The sequence below is a fragment of the Deinococcus sedimenti genome (genome assembly GCF_014648135.1).
GTDB classification, from domain to species: domain Bacteria; phylum Deinococcota; class Deinococci; order Deinococcales; family Deinococcaceae; genus Deinococcus; species Deinococcus sedimenti.
The window spans coordinates 59322-77587 of record NZ_BMQN01000010.1; the positions used below are offsets into that span (position 1 = coordinate 59322).

Genomic DNA, 18266 nt, shown 5'->3' on the forward strand with positions numbered 1-18266 from the left:
CCCTGCCGGACGGGCAGGGGCGGAGGCAGGCGTCAGGATCAGCGCAGAGTGAAGGGCAGGGCGTTCAGGCTCAGGGCCTGCGCCGAAGAGACGCTCTGCGCCCACTTCAGGCTGCTGTCCAGGCCGCTGATGGCCGTGACGGTCGAGGCATCTGTGGCGTTCGTACCGGCGGTGAACTTGACGGTCATCCAGTTCCAGCCCTTGATGAAGTTCACGTTCACCTCAGACACGGTCGTCCGGCCGGGGAAGGTACAGGTCTGCTTGCCGCTCAGCTTGACGGCGCGGTCCACGTAGATCAGTTCGGCCATCATCTCGGTCTTGCCGGCAGCGCTCATCAGACCCACACTGACATCCTTCGTGGCGTCCGTGCGGAATCTGGCGCTGGCACTGCGCATGCTCTTGTCACTCGGCGCGATGGTACCCGTGCAGCCGGTGGGCTGAGTGTCATCCGTGAAGCCGCTCAGTTCGCTGTCCTTGGGAGTGGGCAGGCTGGCGAAGCCGAACTTGCCGTCTGCGGCCAGGGTGGTCTCGCCCTCCTTGACGGTCGTCTTGGCGGTGTAGTCGTACAGGTCGAGTATGACCTTGCCAGCGCCGCCGCTCCAGGCGGTGTAGGTGGTGGTGGCGTTGCCGTTGGCGTCGTAGGTCACCTTGGCGTCCATCAGGGTGCCGCCCGCAGTGGTGACGGGTTTGGGGGCGCGGTTGAACAGGCCGCAGGACCCCAGGGCGAGGGGCGCGAGGAGCAGCAGGGGAGCAAGTTTCTTCATACGGCGCTCATGCTAGTGATTCCCGGTCTGGTTCGACGGTCAGATGCGCTTGACAATCAGCTGCCCAGGGTGCGCCAGATCGCCCAGCCCAGCAGGCTCAGCAGGGTCAGGACCGTCAGCGCGGCGGCCGGGATCAGCCACGGCAGGCGGCGCTGCACGCCCAGACTGCGGGTCTGCGCCTGCGCCAGGACGGGGGCGGGCAGGGTGCGCGCGGCGAGGGCCAGCAGGGTGGGGACGATCAGGATGTCGTCCGCGACGCCCAGGATGGGGGTCAGGTCGGTGAGCAGGTCCACGGGCAGCAGGGCGTACGCGAGGGCCAGGGCCGCCATGAGTTTCGCGCCGCCGGGCGTGCGGCGGTCGTTCAGGGCGAACAGCAGGGCCAGCGCGTCGCGCCACACAGCTCGGACTCGGGTGATCACGAGCCCCAGTACGCGCCGCGCGCCCCGGGGGTTCCGTGCTATCCTCTCCCGGTCAGCTGCCCCAGGGCAGCTCCGGAGGATCAGTAGAACCCGGCTCGCTCCGCGCGAGCTCACGTGTACCGCGAGGACACGTTCACCAGACACGGGAACCCGCACGCAACCTGAGAGCTGCCCACCCCCGCCCCGCGCGCAGAGGGCCTGCCGTTGCCTGCCACCCCCGAGTCTGCGCTGATCCGCCGGACCCGGACGGGTTCCCTATGACCTGACGGTGTGTTACAGTACTTGCTTGGTGACCCGCCGAGCGGGTGCAGCAGGCCAAGGCCGCCCAGGGCAGCGTTCCCGGGCGCGCGGCAGGAGGAAACACCATGTTTGCAATCATTCAGACCGGCGGGAAGCAGTACCGCGTGCAGGAAGGCGACGTCATCCGCGTCGAGAGCCTGAAAGGCGAAGCGGGCGACAAGCTCGACCTGACCCCCATCTTCGTGGGCGGCGACAAGACCGTCTTCGGTGACGCCGCAGGCAAGTTCACCGTGAACGCCGAAGTCGTCGAGCACGGCCGTGGCGAGAAGATCTACGTGCGCAAGTACAAGAGCGGCATCCAGTACCGCCGCCGTACGGGCCACCGCCAGGACTACACCGCGATCAAGATCCTGGGCATCAAGGGCTAAGGGAGGATACCGACATGGCACACAAGAAAGGCGTAGGTTCGTCCAAGAACGGACGTGACAGCCAGCCCAAGTACCTGGGCGTGAAGAAGTTCGGCGGCGAGCAGGTCCTGGCCGGGAACATCCTCGTCCGTCAGCGCGGCACCAAGTTCAAGGCCGGCCCGAACGTGGGCATGGGCCGCGACCACACCCTCTTCGCACTGGAGAGCGGCAAGGTCGTGTTCAGCAATCGTGGCAACAAGGGCCGCTTCATCAGCATCGAAGTGCCCACCGCCGCCGCCGCTGACTGATCAGCGCGGCAGGTTTTTTCGCGGGAGCGCCTCAGCCCGGTTGACGGGTCGGGCGCTCCTTTGCTGCTGCCCCCACGAGGGGCGGCGTCGTACAGTGGCACCCAGCAGTGGTGCCGGGCGGGGACGCACACGCGCCTTGCCCCAAGGGAGGTGAGGCCAGTGGCGTTTCGTGACGTCCTGAATATCGAGGTGGCCGCCGGAAACGGCGGGGACGGCAGCATGTCCTTCCACCGCGCGAAGTACATGGAAAAAGGCGGCCCGGACGGCGGGCACGGCGGGCGGGGCGGCAGCATCATCCTGCGCGCCATCGAGGGCGTCGAGTCGCTGGAGCGTCTGGTGGGCCGCCGCAAGTTCAAGGCCCCGAACGGCGCGTACGGCGAGGGTCGCCTGCGTCAGGGTGGCGACGGCGAGGACATCTTCATTGACGTGCCGGTCGGCACGACCGCGTTTGACGAGACGACCGGGAAGGTCATCGCGGACCTCGTGCGGGTCGGGCAGGAGAAGGTCATCGCGCGCGGCGGTTTCGGCGGGCGCGGGAACAGCACCTTCGTGAGCAGCACCCGTCAGGCGCCGCGCTTCGCGGAGCTGGGCACGCCTGGGCAGAAGCGCCGCGTGCGCCTGGAGCTGCGCCTGATCGCGGACGTGGGCCTGGTCGGCTACCCGAACGCCGGGAAGAGCAGCCTGCTCGCGGCGCTGTCCCGCGCGAACCCGGCCATCGCGGACTACCCGTTCACGACCCTGTCGCCCATCCTGGGCGTCGTGGACCGCGTGGACGCGAACGGCAGCCCGCTGGACGAGCGCTTCACGCTGGCGGACATCCCCGGCATCATCGAGGGCGCCAGCGAAGGCAAGGGCCTGGGCCTGGAGTTCCTGCGGCACATCAGCCGCACGCGCCTGCTCGTGTACGTGCTGGACGTGACCCGTGACCCGGTGGGGGAGCTGCGTCAGCTGCAGGCCGAGCTGCGCGCCTACGACCCGACGCTGCTGGATCAGGTCTCCCTGATCGCCCTGAACAAGGTGGAACTGACCGACGAGGACCTCGCGGCGATGGTCGTGGATGAACTCGCGCAGTTCGGCCTGCCGGTCATCCAGGTCAGCGCCAAGGGCGGCGAGGGCCTGCCGGAACTGCGCGAGGCGGTGTTCCAGATGCTGCCCGACCGTGAACTGTGGGCGCAGAACAACGCGCTGGAGATCGAACCGGACACCGTGCGCGAGGAACCGCTGCGCATCGAGTTCCGCATCGACCCGGCCGCGAAGGGCGTGGGCATCATCAACGACGGTCAACCCGAACGGGTCTGGGCGGTGCACGGCGGCGGTTTCGAGGAACGCATCGTGCGCTTCTCGCGCTTCATGGACGAGGCGGCCGAGTACCTGGGCAACCTCTTCAAGCGGCAGGGCCTGTACAACGCCCTGAAACGCGCCGGGGCGCGCGAGGGGGACACGGTCGAGATCGGCACGTTCCGCTTCGAGTACTTCGACGACGAGGAACAGCGCTGACCACCGCGTGAACGAATACGGCCCCGCAGCGAATGCGGGGCCGTTCGTCTTGCTGCCTGCCGGTCGGTCAGCGGGTCTCGCCGTACGCGCCGCTGCACGACGCGCCGCGTTCCGGGGCGGTGGCGCCCTGCTCGTACTTGTCCAGGAAGGCCTTCAGGCGGCTGTCATCGGCCTTCTCGACCTTCAGCTGGGCGCCCCAGGCGCTCGCGGCGACCGGGGTGTCCAGGCCCTCGTAGGGGCTGAGGATGGTGTATGGGCGACCCTCGACGAGTTTTTTCAGGGTGTCCACCTGGGCGGGATCCAGGTCAGGGCGGTACGTGATCCACACGGCGCCGTGTTCCAGGCTGTGCACGGCGTACTCGTTGTACAGGGGCTGCGCGTACACGCCGCAGTTCTGCCACGTGGCATTGTGTGGGCCGCCGGCCGGGGGGTTCTCGGCGTAGATCAGGGAGCCGCTGCGGTGATCTCCGGCGGGGTACGTGAAGGTCTGGACACCCTCGATGGATTTTGAACCACAGGCGGTGAGGGCCAGGACGAGCAGAGGCAGGGCGGGTTTCATGGACCTTCAGAGTAGCGGCTGCACATGAAAACGCCCAGGGTCGTTACTCGCCCGCCTCGGCGTGGGCGCCGCGGGTGGGGGCTTCCTCGAATCCCGGGGGGAGGCCCTGGGCGTACCCGGCGCCGGTCAGGTCCACGGTCGTCCGGTCCGGGACCAGGTCGCCCTTCAGGCCGCGCTGCGCGAGGACCGGCAGGAACGACGCCATGACCTCGGGTTCGCCGTGCACAAGCCACACGTGGGGCGTGCCCGCCGTGCTCAGGAAGGCCAGCAGGTCATCCTGGTCGGCGTGCGCGGAGAAGCCGCCGATGGTGTACACGTGGGCTTTCACGGCGATCTCCTCGCCCATGATGCGCACGTGGTCGGCGCCCGTGACGATCCGCCCGCCCAGGCTGCTGGGCGACTGGTACGACACGCTGATCAGGCTGGTGGTGGGTTTCCACAGGTGATGTTTGAGGTGGTGCTGGATGCGCCCGCCGGTCATCATGCCGTTCCCCGCCAGGATGATCGCCGGGCCGTCGTACTTGTTGATGCGCTGCGATTCCGCGCTGGTCGGCACGACATGCAGCGTGCTGGGCCGGAAGGGATCCTCGCCCGCCTGCAGGGCGTCGCGGACCTCGGGGATCAGTTCGTCGCCGAACTCGAAGTACTCGTGCGTGGCGCGCGCCGCCATCGGGGAATCCAGGAACACCGGGATGCGCGGCACCTCTCCGGCGTCCATCAGGCTCTTGATGGTGTGCAGGATCGTCTGCGTGCGCTCGATGGCGAAACTGGGAATCAGGATCTTCCCGCCCTGCCGCACGGCGCCGCGCAGCGCGTCGCGGAACTCGGCCAGCGTGGCGGGCCAGGCGCGGTGCGTGCGGTTCGCGTACGTGGTTTCCAGCACCACGGCGTCCGCGTGCGGAGGGGGCGTGAAGTCCAGCTGCAGGCCGCTCTCGCGGTTCCCGAGGTCGCCGCTCATGATCAGGCGGCCCTCCGTGCTCTCGATGAGCAGGTACGCGCTGCCCAGGATGTGCCCGGCCCGCTCTGGCGTGACCCGCAGGTCCGCCACGCGGGTGGTTTCCCCGAAGGTCAGGTGGGGGCGCAGCAGGGCCAGCGCGCGGTGCACGTCCTCCTCCTCGTACAGGGGCGGGGGGACCTGCTCGTCGGGCACGCCCTGGCGGCGCGCGTAACGCAGGTCGCGCCGGTAACCGTCCACCTGCAGTCGGGCGCTGTCGAGCAGCACCGTCTCCGCGAGGCCCGCCGTGGGGGCGGTGCAGTAGACCGGGCCGCGGAACCCCAGTTTCGTCAGCAGCGGCAGGCGACCCACGTGATCCAGGTGGGCGTGCGTGAGGATCACGGCGTCGAGTCCGGCCACGTCAAACGGGAAGGGTTCGCGGTTGCGGGCTTCCAGGTCATCGTTCCCCTGGAAGAGGCCACAGTCGATCAGCACCTGCCGACCACCGGTCGTCAGGAGGTGCATGCTGCCGGTGACGGTCAGGGCCGCGCCGAAGCTCTGGAGTTGCATGTCTCGGAGTGTACCCGCTGCCCTGCGGTCGGCCCGTTGACGTCAAGGTCTTCTGAACGGTCGGCGGCTCTTCAGCCAGGTCGCATTCAGGGTTCTGTGGGCCGGACCGGTCATGATGACGGACATGAACGGGCCACCCGCGCCACCGTCGCGCGTGGAACAGGTGCGGCGCAGGGCGTACCTGACGGCCGCCTCCATGTCGGTCGCGGCCCACGTCGTGCTCCTGACCGAGAGCGTGACCAGCCGCGCGTGGGTGAACGTGGGGTCGTTCCTGCTCGGCCTGCTGCTCTCGGTGTGGATTCCCGTTGCCCTCGTCTCCCTGCGCTGGCCGACCGCCCGCCTGAATCTGCCCATCGTGGTGGCGGTGACCCTCTCGACGCTGGGCGAATTCATTGCCCTGCTGCAGGTTCCGGAGGTCCGGACCGGGTCGTACCTGTCGTTCCTGATCATGGTCGCGCTGTGGTTCGGGCTGCTGCCGCTCAGGCTGTCCGTTCCCGCGTCCGTCATGGGGTTCGTGGGGTTCGCGCTGCTGGTCGCGTCCCGCCCGGTTCACGACCTGAACCTGCTGGCGTACCTGGGGTGCACGACCGTCGTGATCGCCATGGCCAGCAGTTTCGGGCAGCAGATCACCACCGTTCAGGAGGAGGCGATGACGTTCCAGCAGGAATCCCTGACCGACCCCCTGACCGGCCTGCCCAACCGCCGGGGCATGCTGGAGTACCTGCACGCCACCCACGCCCGCCTGCTGCGGGGCGAACACCCGGGGTTCACGCTGGTGCTGCTGGACCTGGATCACTTCAAGCTGGTGAACGACACGCGCGGGCACATGGTCGGCGACGCTGTGCTGCGCGCGCTCGGTCCGGCCGTGCGGCAGCTGCTGCGGTCGGACATGATGCTGTGCCGCTGGGGCGGTGAGGAATTCCTTCTGCTGATCACCTGCACCACCGCCCAGCAGGCACAGGCCATCACGGGCCGCCTGAACGGGGTGCCGCTGCGCCTGCCTGACCCGCTGCCCGAGGTGACCTTCAGCGCCGGGGCGGTCCTGGCCCACGAGGCCGACAGCGTGGCGGGCCTGCTGGACCTCGCGGACCGGCGCCTGTACGCCGCGAAGCGGGCCGGGCGGCGGCAGCTGCGCTGGGACACCCAGGGCGGGTCTTCCCTGGTGAACTGACCGGTTTCTTCACCATGCCTTGATGTCTGGCCGGACCGTCGGGAGCGGGTGTAGGTTCAGGACATGACCCAGGTGACCTCAGCCCAAGCTCCCGCCGGTTTTCAGCGCGTCCTGGTCGGCGTGGATTTCTCCAGTTCCTCTCAGGCGGCCCTGGCCCTGGCCCGCGCCCGCTTTCCCGGCGCGACCCTGCGGCTGGTGCACGTCACGGACGCCCGCGTAACGGCCGCGCCGGACCTGATGGGCGGCGTGACCCCTGCCCTGCCCGACCCGACGCTGCTGCACACCCTGGAACACGCGGACGCGCAGCGCCTGAGCCGCGACCTGATGGTCGGCGAGGAGCACGAACTGATGGTCGGCGATCCGGTCACGGGCCTGCTGGACGCCGCGCGCGCGTGGGGCGCGGACCTGATCGTGGTGGGCACGCACGCGCAGGGCGCCATCGAGCATTTCTTCGTGGGCAGCACCGCCGAGAAGATCGTGGCGCGCAGTCCCATCCCGGTCCTGACGGTGCGGGGAGGGTCGCGGTGAAGGTCGGGGTGGTCGGCGCCGGGCTGGTCGGCGCGACCGCCGCGTACGCCCTGACGCTGCGCGGCTCGTGCAGCGACCTGCTCCTGACGGACCTGGACGGGGACCGCGCCCGCGCGGAGGCGCAGGACATCGCGCACGCCTCGCCCGTCAGTCACGGTGCGCGCGTCCGCAGCGGCCCGCTGGAGGACCTGCACGGCAGCGGCGTCGTCATCGTCGCCGCAGGCGCCAACCAGAAACCCGGCGAGACGCGCCTGGACCTGCTGCAGAAGAACGCCGCGATCTTCCGCGACCTGATCCCCCGCGTCGCCTCCGCCGCGCCCGGCGCCGCCCTGCTGATCGCCACGAACCCCATGGACCTCCTGACGGACCTGAGCGTCACCCTGGCCCCGGACCACGCCGTGATCGGGTCCGGCACCGTGCTGGACTCCGCGCGCCTGCGGCACCTGATCGCCGAGCGGGCCGGGGTAGACGCCACGCACGTCCACGGGTACGTGCTGGGCGAGCACGGGGACAGCGAGGTCATCGCCTGGAGTACCGTCACCGTCGCCGGGCTGCCCGCCTGGGCGTTCATGGACGCCCGTGACCTCCCGTGGACGCCGGAGATCCGCGCGCAGATCGAACGGGACACCCGTGAGGCCGCCGCGCAGATCATCGGCGGGAAACGCGCCACGTACTACGGGATCGGCGCGGCCCTGGCCCGCATCACCGAGCGCATCCTGGGCGACCGCCGCGCCGTGCTGACCGTCAGCGCGCCCACGCCCGCGTTCGGCGTGAGCCTCAGCGTGCCGCGCGTCCTGGGCCGCGCCGGGGTGCTGGACACCGTGCTGCCCACCCTGACCCCTGATGAGCAGGACGCCCTGCACCGCAGCGCCGAGGTGCTCCTGAAGGCCCGCCGGGTCATCGGGGACTAACCTCTGGGCGGTGTTCAGAGGCGTTGCGGCAACCCCTCAACGTCTCTGAAACGAGCAGAGCGAGCAACCGCTGTCAGGGTCGCCTGGGGGGGGTCGGCGCGGCGGGTGTGGCATCGCCACTGCCCTCCTGCCCGTCGACGAACTCGCCGGTGATGGTGCCCCCCTCGGTCTTCTCGGCGTACACCTCGTTCCGGTCGAGGTCGTACACGATCACCCCGGCGCGCAGGGTATCGCCCCCCTGGACGCTCTCGGCGGGCTGCTCGGTCGTGCCGTACAGCCGCGCGACGTTGCGGGTGTCGTCGTACTCGACCCGCGCGGCTCGGCTGGTGCGGCCCCCACTGGATTTCAGTTCGACGTTCCCGACCAGGGTGGTCTTCTCGTCGTCCACGCTGACTTCAATGCGGTCGCTCTTGCCGGTCAGGGGGTCTTTGTCGCTGCTGCGGGTGAAGGTCACGGGTCCGTCGATGCGGGCGATGCCGTCGGCACTGTCGTACACGAGTTTCTGCCCCTTGAGTTCCGTGCGTCCCTGCGTGACGATCACGGTGTCCGGCGCGGGTTTCGGGGTGGCTTCGACGGCGCAGCGACTCAGGCGGTCCGTCTTGCCCTCCGGGGCTTCTTCCAGGAACCGGGCGGTCCCGGCGCTGGCCTCCACGCGCCCGTCGCTGCCCTCCTGACCGGCCTTCGGGGGCAGCTGGGTGACGACGGCCAGCGGCACGCGGATCACGTTCTTGTCGATGGTGATCTGCACGCCGCCCGCGCCGGTCTCACTGAACACGGCGATGTTCGGGGCGTCCTCCGGCTCGCCGTCCTGCGGACTGCAGATGGTGAACACGCCGGTCGTATCGCTGGTGCCGGACTTCACGATGACGATCGGCCGGTCCTTGCCGTCCTTCTCGCTGCGCCGCACCAGGGTCAGACTGGACTGCTCCGCTCCGGCCTCCGGCGCGTCCTGCGGCGTGTCGGCGGAGTTCGCATCGGTGGGGGCCGCGTCCGTCGTGGCCGGTTCCGTGGGCACCGGATTGGGGCTGATCGTGCCGCCAGGCCGGGTGCCGTCCTGTTGGGCCAGGGCGACCATCACGACGCTCCCGCCGGAGAGCAACGCGGTCAGGAGCGCGGCAGTCAGGCGGGAGCGTGTCATACGGTGAGTTTACTTCTCGCCGGTGAGCTTGAACTGATCGGTGGGGATCTTGTACGCGGCGTTCAGGGCGCGCACGCGGGCCAGGTCGGTGCGCTGCTCCAGGTAGCCGCTGGCGGGGGCCTTGACGGTCACCTTGCTCTTGCTGTCCACGCTGACGGCGTTCCCGACGACGTACGCGACGTTCTTCTTGTCGTCGTAGTACACGGCGTCCCCGGTGGTGGTGGTGGTGCCCTGCACGAGTTTCACGCCGCCGCGCACGTACAGTGTCTTGGTCTTGGTCAGCGCGCGGACTTCCTGCCCGGTGATGATCAGTTCCTTCTGGTTGGCCTTCGCGGCGCGGGTGAGGCTGGGCGTGCCGGTCAGGAGGGCCAGTTCGCGCTGCTCGTCGAACACGAGCTTGTCGGCCTTGCCGTTCTGCACGCCGTTGGACAGGGTCACGCCGCCCGTGCTGGTGGAGCGGTCGTTGTCCACGTCGAGACTCATCTGCGCGGCCTTGATGGTCACGGTATCCCCGTCGTTCTTGTCTGGGGTGAAGGTGGCGCTGGCGTTGCCGTTCAGGACGCCCTGCCCGGTCGCCTCGCTGTACGCCAGCCCGTTCCCGGTGGCGGTCAGGCGGCCACGGGTGACCTTGACGTTCCCGGTGAAGTCCGCGGTGCGCTTGCCTTTCGCCTCGATCAGCGCGGTGCCCTTGGGGGCGGCCAGGACGGCCTGGGAGGCCTCGATGTTCAGGGTGCTGACCTTGGCCTTGACGGGACTGCCGATGAAGGTGAGGGGTCCGTTGCGGACGTCGCCACGGGGGCCGCCCTCGATGGTGATCAGGCGTTTGGCGGCGTCCGTCTGGGCGAGGACAGGAGTGGTCAGGGCGAGGAGGGCCAGCAGTGAGGTCGTTTTTTTCATGGGGGTCTCCTTGATGGAATCAGGTGAGGGGGACGCGCTTGCCGTCGCGGCAGGTTTCAGTGGCGTCCAGTTCAGCGGTGTACTTCGAGTTGGCCGGATCCGAGTCCTCGATGACGAAACCGAAGGTCATTTTCAGTTTCCCGATCGTGCCGTTCGTGTTCGGTGAGCTGATACGTGCGGTGGGGGCGCTGAAGCCCTGGCCCTGTTCGATCTTCACGGGGTCCTGTTCGGTGCCCTTCAGGTCGATGTCGGCACACTGCTGCACCAGGGTGATGCGGGCCTGACGGGTGGTCATGGTGTCCTGATCGTCGATGGTCAGGTCCGGGGTGGTCAGGGTGGCGTCCAGCGTCTCGCGGCCGGTCAGCTTGTCGCCCACGCGTTCTTTCACGAGGCGTTGCCCGCCCGTGATGCCGGTCAGGGTGGTCAGGCCGTTCAGGGGGTCGTTGCGGACCTCGGCGGCCCTGAAACTCCAGGTGGCGTCGGCGTCGCCGGACGGGTACAGGCGCAGTTGCACGCCGCTGAGCCGCGCGCCGGACTGACTGGCGTCGAGGCCCGGGGTGGGCAGCAGCGCGAAGATCAGGGCGAAGACCATGATCCCCGTCAGGGCGTAGAGTCCGACTTTCTGCACGGGTCGCACTCTAGCGCGCGGGTCTCATGAGAGTGATGGGGCGCGGGTGGGAGGCCCTGGGGGCGCGGCGCTAGGCTGGGCGGCATGATCGATTCGCACACCCACCTCGACTACATCGACGATCCGGCGGGCGCGCGCGGCGAGCTGGGCCTGAGTGCCATGGTCTGCATCGGCGCCAGCCCGGAGCATGCGCGGAACGCGGTGGCGCTGGCCGAGCAGTTCGGGGACGTGTTCGCAACGGTGGGCCTTCACCCGACGGACACGGACGAGGACAGCCCGGAGGCCCGCGCGCAGATCGAGGCCTTGACCGGGCACCCGCGCGTGGTCGGGATCGGTGAGAGCGGCCTGGATGATTACTGGGACGACACGAAGCGCGCCGCGCAGGTGTCGGCGTTCGAGTGGCAGCTGGACCTCGCGCGGCGCAGCAGGAAGGTGCTGGTCATTCACACGCGGGACAAGGCCGGGCAGGACGGCGCGCACCGGGGCGTGATGGACGTGCTGCGCGCCTGGCCGGACGTGCCGGTGATCCTGCACTGCTTCAGCGGGCACGCTGAGTTGCTGCGGTTCGGCCTGGAGCGGGGTGAGCACACGTACTTCGGCTTCGCGGGGAACACGACGTATAAGAACGCGCAGGAGATCCAGGCGGCGGCCCGCGACCTGCCCCTGGCGCGGATGCTGCTGGAGACGGACGCGCCGTTCCTGGCGCCCGTCCCGAAGCGCGGCAAGCCCAACCGGCCCGGTTACGTGCGCCACACACTGGAGTTCATCGCGGCCCTGCGCGGCGTGAGCCCGGAGGAACTGGAGGCCGCGACGGACGCGAACACCCGCCGCGCGTACGGGCTTCCTACAGCCTGACCGAACAGCGCGATACCTCGACTTGAGATGCATCCAAACCAGAGGTATCGTGCAGACATGAACGCCCGCGAGCAACTCCGCCTGCTCATCCTGGCCGTCCTCGACCGCCAGCCCGAACACGGCTACGCCATCGCCCAGGCCATCAACACCCGCAGCGAAGGTCTGCTGCGCGCCCGCGAAGGCACCCTCTACCCCGCCCTGCACGCCCTCGAAGCCGAGGGGCTCATCGAGAGCCACGAACACGAGGTCGCGGGCCGCACCCGCCGCGAATACTGCCTGACCGACAGGGGCCGCGCCGCGCTGGCCCGCACCCGCCGCGACTGGCAGGCCCAGGTCAGCGCCGTACAGGCGGTGCTGGGCGGCAACGCATGACCGGCGAACTCCGTAGCCTGCTCAGCCCGCGCCTCCAGCCTCCCCGGACCGTGACAAAGTGGCTGGACATCGCCACCGACGGCCTGACCCTCGAAGCGGCCCGCCGCGTCCGCCACGACTACCTGAATCACTTTCAGGACACCCTCGCCGACCAGCCCCACCTCACCGCCACGGACATCCTGCGCCGCTGGGGTTCCGCGCACACCGCCAACCGCGAACTGCGGCGCACCCACCTGACCATCCGGGACGCCCACCGCCTGCCCCCCCGACACCTCAGCCTGGGCGGCAGCCTGTGGTCCGCGTCCGCGCCGGTGGCTGGCCTGACGATCGCCGCACTGCCGGACCTGCGGCGCGGCGAAGCCGTCACCCCCTTGCTGCTGTACGTGGGTGCCCTGACCACACTGGCCCTGCTGCGCTGGTGGATCCTCTCCCGGCCGCTGACTCCCACCCGCCGCGCCACCGCGTACTGGCTGACCTCCCCCTTCAGCGGCGCCCTCCTGGCCGGTCTGATGGCCGCGCTGTGGTTCCTGCATACCGGCACCCTGACCCCCGACCCACTGCTCACCTGGACCCGCGAACCCGCCTCCTGGGCCGTCCTGAGTGTCGTGACCCTCCACCTCTGGCGACTTCCACTCGCCGTGAACGCCAGCCGCAAACTCGGCGCGGAGACCGCATGAACGCCACGCTCTGGCTCACGCGGGCGACGCAGGACCTCCCCACAGGCGTCACCGCCCGCGTGCGACAAGACACGCTGAACCACCTGCACGACGCGGGCCGGCCAGAACACACCGACGTGACGACCGTGCTGGGCGACCCGGAAGCGGTCAACGCCGACCTGAAACGCCTGTACCTCACGGTCCGCGAATCCCACCGACTGAGCACGCTCCCATCCCCCTGGCCGGGCTGGCTGCGGGTCGGCGCGCTGCTGGCTGTGGCGGCGTTCCTGCTGCTCGAACCCCACTCACCGCTAGCCGGACAGGGAGTCTGGAGCGTGCTGTTCGGCGCCAGCGTCCTGCTGCTCGTGCTGGCCACCGCGCGCCTGCACCCGGTGCGGCGCGACCGCTGGCGCGACCTGACCCTGAGCCTGATCGTCGCCGTGCCACTCATGCTGGGTCATGACCTGCTGGCTGGCGTCCCCACCCTGCCCCTCACCTCGACCCTGGCTCTGCTGATCTCCCTGCGCCTGAGCACCCAGATGCACCTGGACGCCCGGATACGCCGCACCCTACCGATGGAGACCGCATGACCCTGAACGACTGGCTGGACGTCGCCCTGCGCGACCTCGCCCCCGCCGCGCGGGACCGCATGACCGCCGAGTACCACGCGCACGTGCAGGACGCCATGCACAGCGGGCTGACCGAACCCGAAGCCGTCGCCACGCTGGGCGACCCCGAGCAGGTCAACCGCGCGCTGCGGCGCACCCAGTTGACCGTGCAGGACGAACGGTGGTTGCGTCACCTGACCTCGCCGGGAACGCGAACACGGCGCGAATCACGACTGGTTCTCTGGGTACTGCCGCTCGCCCTGCCCGTCTGGGCGTACTTGCTGCACCTGATCTTCGCGTTGGATACGCACTGGGCTTGGCTGACGGCAACAGGGATCGTTGGGACAGTCACGCTGACCCTGATCGCCGACCTGCACACGGGCGACACCCTGCACGCAGCTGTCCGCTCGACCTGGCGTGGCATGACCCTGTTCGCGGGGCTACTGCTCGTGTTGCTGGTCGCCCCGTGGCCCACACCCCTGTCACCTCGCGTGCAGTTGTTCCTGCTGGGCGGGCTGGCACTGCTCGCTCTGGCTTCCTGGCGACTGTCCAGACTGCCGCACAAACTCAAGGGTGGACAGGTATGACCCTGAACGACTGGCTGGACGTCGCGCTGCGCGACCTCGCCCCCGCCGCGTGGGACCGCATGACCGCCGAGTACCACGCTCACGTACAGGACGCCATGCACAGCGGACTGACCGAACCCGAAGCCGTCGCCACCCTGGGCGACCCCGCGCAGGTCAACCGCGCGCTGCGACGCACGTACGCTACGGACGAGGAGCTGAGCAACAGTCAGGGAGCCTGGATGTGGATGTTCTCACTGCTGGTCGTGACCAGCTACGCAGCCGTCACGCTGTGGCTGGTGCGACCCGAAGCGGCTACTGGTCCTCTCGTCGCCCTTCTGCTGGCACCCCTGATCTGGCTGCTGGTGCGACGCGAACCTCAACCCGTCCGGAACTTCCTGCTGGCAACGGCTGGGCACTGGATAGTCAACTTCAGCCTGTGGATGAACTGGATGCTGCAGCTGTGGCGGGGCGACGCTCCTCCGTCCCAGGGACTTCTGTGGTTCTTCCCGGTCCTGTGGCTCGTCTGGATGCTGGATGCTGGGCGCAGGATTCAGCGAATTCAACGCACCCTGAAGCTGGGTGATCGGGCATGACGGTGGACGCATTGAACCCGGATCTGGCCGCCTACCTGGATGAGGTGACGGCGCCGTTCCCGGAGGATTCGGCGGCGCGCATCCGGGCGGACCTGACCGGGCACGTGCTGGACGCGGCGGCGCCGGGCGGGGTGGGGATGCAGGAGGCGCTGGCGGCCCTGGGTCCGGCGGCCGAGGTTCGGGCGGCGCTGGATGGGCAGTTCTTCACGCGGGCGGACGTGGCGTGGCTGGAGCGGGACGGGCAGATGCGCCGCCTGCTGACGGATGGCGTGAAGGCTTCCGGGCCGCTGTGGCGGACAGCCCTGGGGATGATATGCGGCGTGGGCCTGTTGACGTGGCTGATCTGCGGCTGGCCGGGAATCCCCGCGCTGATCGGGTCACGGAGCTTCACGTGGGCTGTGCCTGCGCTACTGCTGCTGGAACTGGTGCTGTTGGAGTCCGTGCGGCGGTTGATCCTGCGGCAGCCCGCACGGTCCGCAGCGGTGTTGCACCGCATGTATGGCACGCTGTTGGCTCCGTTGGGAATCGCTGTGAACCTGCTGGTGTTCGTGCCGGCCGTGGTGGCTGAACCGGGGTTGCTGGCGGCGGCGCTGGGTGGGGCGCTGCTGTGGGCGTACCAGACGCGTCCGCGTGAGGCGCTGGCGCTGGCCGGGAAGGCGTGGCGGGGCGCGCGGTGAGGACGGCATAGTGGGGGCATGACGACGCTGGACGCTGCTTTTCCCCCCGCTGCCCTGACTGTGCTGGACGTGATCCGTGCGCGCCGCACCGTGGATATCGGTCTGCTGAAACCCGACGCGGTACCGCGTGCGGTGGTGGAAGCCATTCTGGAGGCGGGAATCTGGGCGCCGAATCACGGGCGCACCGAGCCGTGGCGCTTCACGGTGTTCACGGGTGCGGGCCGCGCGCGGCTGGCCGAGGTGTTCGCGCAGGCGTACGCGGCGGGCACCGCGCCGGACCGGGACAGCGAGTCGGCGCTGGAGGCGCAGCGGGCGCGGGCATGGCGGGCGCCGCTGTGGATCAGCCTGGAACTGCACATGCCCGAGAAGCCGAAGATGCCCGAGTGGGAGGAGCAGGCGGCCCTGGCGTGCGCGGCGCAGAACATGTGGCTGGCGGCGACGGCGTTCGGGCTGGTCGGGAAGTGGGTCAGTGGCCCGGTGATGGTCAGTCCGGTGGCGGCGCAGGCGCTGGGCGCGCCGAAGCTGCTGGGCCTGCTGGTGCTGGGCTACCCGGCGGCCGAGCGGCATGCGGCGACCCGCGCGCCGCTGGCGGACAAGGTCACCTGGGTGGAGTGACGGGCGGCGTCCGGGTTACAGGTTGTCCCTGAAGAACTGCACGCTGCGGTTCAGCGCCATGCGGAGGTTCCCGGAGAGGTTGTGGTTGTCGCCGTCGTAGCGGTACGCCTCGACGCCCTGCCCGGCGTTTCTCAGGTCGTCCGCGAGGTTCTTCTGGAAGGAGTACGGCACGTCCTTGTCGTTCGTGCCGTGGTGCAGCTGGATGGGCCGCCCGTTCAGTTCCCGCAGGTACGCGTTGGGGCTCAGGAGGCGCAGGTAGCGGCGGTTGACGGCGTCCAGCGTGCGCGGCTCGCCGGGGGGTGGGTTCCAGTCGGTCGCCAGGACGTCGTAACTGGCGATCACGCCCGCCCACAGGGACGCGGCTTTCAGGCTGGGGTCCACGATCATGGCTTTCAGACTCAGATGCCCGCCCATGCTGTGACCCCACAGGCCCAGCCGGGCGGGGTTCACGCGCGGGTCGCGCCTGAGGCTGGCGGCGGCGTTCAGGACGTCCACGGTGTAGCCGGGGTCGTCGTACCCGCCGCGCGCCTGTCCCTCACTGCTGCCGTGCCCACGGTAGTCGCTTTTCAGCGTAACGAAGCCCGCGCGGGCGAACGCGTCCTGGTAGGCCACGTACCGTTCGGTGGTGCGGTACTCGTCGGGAGGGATGTACCCGTGGTTGAACACGATGGCGGGCCAGCCTCTCTGCGGAGGCGTGCCACGTGGGACGGTCAGCAGCGCGTTGATGCGCAGCCCCTCGGACTGGTAACTCACGACCTGCCGGGTGTAGGTGCTGCCCGGCGCCAGGGTCTGCCGGACCGTCAGGGTGCTGCCCGGGTACTCACGAGCTTTCAGGGACTGGATGCTGACCGGGTTGCGGGCCACGGCGGCCTTCAGGGCCGTGTCGCTCAGGTCCTGAAAGGGGCCGCCCGTGTCAGGGGTGGAAGTCGGCGGTTCGTTGGGTGTGGTGTCGGCCGTGGTCCAGGGTAGGCGGAATGGAAGGGCGTCAGATTGCGTCACAGCGACGTACCCGGCGCCAGCCAGCAGGCCCAGCAGGGTGAGATTCAGCAGGGCCCGCACTACAGGCGGTCCTTGAAGAACTGCACGCTGCGGTTCAATGCGGTGCGCAGGTTGCCGGAGAGGTTGTGGTTGTCACCAGGGTACACGTAGTTCCCGCCGAGTTTGCCCAGGGGACGCAGCTGCCCGGCCAGCGCCGTGTGGAACGCGACAGGTACGTCCTCGTCGCGGGTCCCGATGTGCAGTTGAACAGGGCCGCCCAGGTCCCGCAGATAGGTGTTCGCACTGAGGGTGTTCCAGAAGGCCGGGTTGGCGCGGGGCGTGCCGTACCGGGCAACGGCCTGTTTGCGCAGGTTCAGCACTCTCTGCGGGATGCTGGACGGCACGGGGGCCCGGCGCGTCCAGCTGTTCATCAGCTGGTCGTAGTCGCCCACAACGCCCGCCCAGATCACGCCGGCCTTCACGGTCGGGTCGATGACCATGGCGCGCAGGCTCAGGAAGCCGCCCATGGAGTGCCCCCACATGCCGATCCGGGCCCGGTTCACGCGCGGGTCACGTTTCAGGCTGCTCAGGGCATTCAGGACGTCCGTGGTGTACCCGGGAGCGTAGTACCCGCCCAGTGCCTCGCCCTGTGAGCTGCCGTGCCCCCGGTAGTCGCTCTTCAGCGTGACGAAACCCGCCCGCGCGAAGGCGTCCTGGTAGGCCACATACCGTTCGGTGGTGCGGTAGACGTTGGGAGGAACGTACCCGTGGTTGAACACGATGGCGGGCCATCCACCCTTCGGGGGTGTGCCGCGCGGGACGGTCAGCAGCGCGCCAATGCGCAGCCCCTCGGACTGATAGCTGACCACCTGCCGGGTGTAATTGCTACCTGGCGCCAGGGTCTGCCGGACGGTCAGGGCGCTCCCGGGATACCCACCCTTCTGAAAGGCTGCTCTGGCGGTGGGAATGCTCATCTTCCGGGCGTCCACTGCATCCAGGGCCGCCTGCGACTGAGCAGTGGCGGCCGAGACCAGCGTGCCGGTCAGCAAAAAGAGAACACAACGTGAACGCATGTCTGCACCGTACGGCGACCGCACGGCCAGAACTGCAGGACAGCTGACGCTGGCGCCTTGACAATTTCTCATCGGAAGTTTCACAGGTCACTCAGAGACCGGAATGACGCCTCATAGGGACATTTACCTTCTGCCCTCCCCGATTCGACGTCGGTTCGCGAACTGTCTCTAGCGCCTTCCAGGCACCGACTGCCGTCATGTGGAATCTGAGATTGTGCTGAACGAACCTTGCCCCCAAGCGGGGGGGCGCGTATTATCTGGCGCATAGCCTCACAACACCTGATGTCAAATCAGGCACCCAC

General features: G+C 69.1%; 23 protein-coding genes. 14 read left to right on the plus strand and 9 right to left on the minus strand.

Annotated elements, in window-relative coordinates; translation table 11 throughout:
• Positions 1 to 38: 38 nt before the first annotated feature.
• Together IEY69_RS15655 and IEY69_RS15660 are read right to left on the minus strand one after the other, a co-directional pair.
• The gene (locus IEY69_RS15655; RefSeq protein WP_189074081.1) at positions 39 to 764 is read right to left on the minus strand and encodes a hypothetical protein; all 726 of its coding nucleotides are present in this window, start codon (positions 762 to 764) and stop codon (positions 39 to 41) included.
• A gap of 56 nt (positions 765 to 820) precedes the next feature.
• Positions 821 to 1183, minus strand: a complete 363-nt coding sequence (locus tag IEY69_RS15660) for a YkvA family protein (protein WP_189074082.1) — start codon at positions 1181 to 1183, stop codon at positions 821 to 823.
• A gap of 365 nt (positions 1184 to 1548) precedes the next feature.
• On the opposite strand from IEY69_RS15660, the gene rplU reads away from it, so the two are divergent.
• The 3 genes from rplU (at position 1549) to obgE (ending at position 3635) form a co-directional block, all read left to right on the plus strand.
• The gene (rplU, locus tag IEY69_RS15665) at positions 1549 to 1851 is read left to right on the plus strand and encodes a 50S ribosomal protein L21 (RefSeq protein WP_189074083.1); all 303 of its coding nucleotides are present in this window, start codon (positions 1549 to 1551) and stop codon (positions 1849 to 1851) included.
• 14 nt (positions 1852 to 1865) lie between these two features.
• Positions 1866 to 2138, plus strand: coding sequence for a 50S ribosomal protein L27 (rpmA, locus tag IEY69_RS15670; protein ID WP_046843460.1), 273 nt, complete (start codon positions 1866 to 1868; stop codon positions 2136 to 2138).
• A 159-nt stretch (positions 2139 to 2297) separates the two neighbouring features.
• Positions 2298 to 3635, plus strand: a complete 1338-nt coding sequence (gene obgE, locus IEY69_RS15675) for a GTPase ObgE (RefSeq protein ID WP_189074084.1) — start codon at positions 2298 to 2300, stop codon at positions 3633 to 3635.
• Positions 3636 to 3702: 67 nt separating this feature from the next.
• Here obgE and IEY69_RS15680 read toward each other — a convergent pair whose 3' ends face one another.
• On the minus strand, positions 3703 to 4194 hold the full coding sequence (locus IEY69_RS15680; protein WP_189074085.1) for a thioredoxin-like domain-containing protein: 492 nt from the start codon (positions 4192 to 4194) through the stop codon (positions 3703 to 3705).
• A gap of 43 nt (positions 4195 to 4237) precedes the next feature.
• Positions 4238 to 5698, minus strand: a complete 1461-nt coding sequence (locus IEY69_RS15685; protein WP_189074086.1) for an MBL fold metallo-hydrolase RNA specificity domain-containing protein — start codon at positions 5696 to 5698, stop codon at positions 4238 to 4240.
• A 124-nt stretch (positions 5699 to 5822) separates the two neighbouring features.
• Here IEY69_RS15685 and IEY69_RS15690 point away from each other — a divergent pair, with 124 nt between their 5' ends.
• The 3 genes from IEY69_RS15690 (at position 5823) to IEY69_RS15700 (ending at position 8308) form a co-directional block, all read left to right on the plus strand.
• Positions 5823 to 6869 (plus strand): GGDEF domain-containing protein, encoded by a 1047-nt coding sequence (locus IEY69_RS15690; protein WP_189074087.1) that lies wholly within the window; start codon positions 5823 to 5825, stop codon positions 6867 to 6869.
• A 63-nt stretch (positions 6870 to 6932) separates the two neighbouring features.
• Positions 6933 to 7397, plus strand: a complete 465-nt coding sequence (locus IEY69_RS15695) for a universal stress protein (protein ID WP_189074088.1) — start codon at positions 6933 to 6935, stop codon at positions 7395 to 7397.
• Positions 7394 to 8308 carry a lactate/malate family dehydrogenase gene (locus IEY69_RS15700; RefSeq protein ID WP_189074089.1) on the plus strand — a complete coding sequence of 305 codons (915 nt, stop codon included), beginning with the start codon at positions 7394 to 7396 and terminating at the stop codon, positions 8306 to 8308. Before IEY69_RS15695 ends, IEY69_RS15700 begins: the two co-directional genes overlap by 4 nt.
• Before the next feature lie 73 nt (positions 8309 to 8381).
• Here the strand turns inward: IEY69_RS15700 and IEY69_RS15705 are convergent, their stop codons facing one another.
• The 3 genes from IEY69_RS15705 to IEY69_RS15715 are packed head-to-tail and all read right to left on the minus strand — an operon-like array spanning position 8382 to position 10971.
• Positions 8382 to 9446, minus strand: a complete 1065-nt coding sequence (locus IEY69_RS15705) for an LptA/OstA family protein (protein WP_229784031.1) — start codon at positions 9444 to 9446, stop codon at positions 8382 to 8384.
• Between the two features lie 9 nt (positions 9447 to 9455).
• A complete protein-coding gene (locus tag IEY69_RS15710; RefSeq protein WP_189074090.1) occupies positions 9456 to 10343 on the minus strand; it encodes an LptA/OstA family protein in 888 nt (295 codons plus the stop codon).
• A gap of 19 nt (positions 10344 to 10362) precedes the next feature.
• Positions 10363 to 10971 (minus strand): hypothetical protein, encoded by a 609-nt coding sequence (locus tag IEY69_RS15715; RefSeq protein ID WP_189074091.1) that lies wholly within the window; start codon positions 10969 to 10971, stop codon positions 10363 to 10365.
• An 84-nt stretch (positions 10972 to 11055) separates the two neighbouring features.
• Between IEY69_RS15715 and IEY69_RS15720 the strand changes: the two genes are divergently transcribed.
• Genes IEY69_RS15720 through IEY69_RS15755 form a run of 8 tightly spaced genes read left to right on the plus strand, consistent with a single transcriptional unit; the run spans position 11056 to position 15913 of the window.
• Positions 11056 to 11826 (plus strand): TatD family hydrolase, encoded by a 771-nt coding sequence (locus IEY69_RS15720; RefSeq protein WP_189074092.1) that lies wholly within the window; start codon positions 11056 to 11058, stop codon positions 11824 to 11826.
• Positions 11827 to 11883: 57 nt separating this feature from the next.
• A complete protein-coding gene (locus tag IEY69_RS15725) occupies positions 11884 to 12198 on the plus strand; it encodes a PadR family transcriptional regulator (protein WP_189074093.1) in 315 nt (104 codons plus the stop codon).
• Entirely contained in the window at positions 12195 to 12875 is a 681-nt protein-coding gene (locus IEY69_RS15730; protein ID WP_189074094.1) for a hypothetical protein, read from the plus strand. The genes IEY69_RS15725 and IEY69_RS15730 overlap by 4 nt, the downstream gene beginning before the upstream one ends.
• Positions 12872 to 13444: a hypothetical protein gene (locus IEY69_RS15735; protein WP_189074095.1), complete on the plus strand. Its 573-nt coding sequence runs from the start codon at positions 12872 to 12874 to the stop codon at positions 13442 to 13444. The genes IEY69_RS15730 and IEY69_RS15735 overlap by 4 nt, the downstream gene beginning before the upstream one ends.
• A complete protein-coding gene (locus IEY69_RS15740; RefSeq protein WP_189074096.1) occupies positions 13441 to 14049 on the plus strand; it encodes an HAAS signaling domain-containing protein in 609 nt (202 codons plus the stop codon). The genes IEY69_RS15735 and IEY69_RS15740 overlap by 4 nt, the downstream gene beginning before the upstream one ends.
• Positions 14046 to 14621: an HAAS signaling domain-containing protein gene (locus IEY69_RS15745; RefSeq protein ID WP_189074097.1), complete on the plus strand. Its 576-nt coding sequence runs from the start codon at positions 14046 to 14048 to the stop codon at positions 14619 to 14621. The genes IEY69_RS15740 and IEY69_RS15745 overlap by 4 nt, the downstream gene beginning before the upstream one ends.
• The gene (locus IEY69_RS15750) at positions 14618 to 15298 is read left to right on the plus strand and encodes a hypothetical protein (RefSeq protein WP_189074098.1); all 681 of its coding nucleotides are present in this window, start codon (positions 14618 to 14620) and stop codon (positions 15296 to 15298) included. Before IEY69_RS15745 ends, IEY69_RS15750 begins: the two co-directional genes overlap by 4 nt.
• 18 nt (positions 15299 to 15316) lie before the next feature.
• Positions 15317 to 15913: a nitroreductase family protein gene (locus IEY69_RS15755; protein ID WP_189074099.1), complete on the plus strand. Its 597-nt coding sequence runs from the start codon at positions 15317 to 15319 to the stop codon at positions 15911 to 15913.
• A gap of 15 nt (positions 15914 to 15928) precedes the next feature.
• On the opposite strand, the gene IEY69_RS15760 is transcribed toward IEY69_RS15755, so the two are convergent.
• Both IEY69_RS15760 and IEY69_RS15765 read right to left on the minus strand, forming a co-directional pair.
• Complete coding sequence (locus IEY69_RS15760) at positions 15929 to 16972, minus strand: alpha/beta hydrolase family protein (RefSeq protein WP_189074100.1); 1044 nt, start codon at positions 16970 to 16972, stop codon at positions 15929 to 15931.
• Positions 16972 to 17964, minus strand: a complete 993-nt coding sequence (locus tag IEY69_RS15765; protein WP_373291069.1) for an alpha/beta hydrolase family protein — start codon at positions 17962 to 17964, stop codon at positions 16972 to 16974. Before IEY69_RS15765 ends, IEY69_RS15760 begins: the two co-directional genes overlap by 1 nt.
• Between the last annotated feature and the right edge of the window lie 302 nt (positions 17965 to 18266).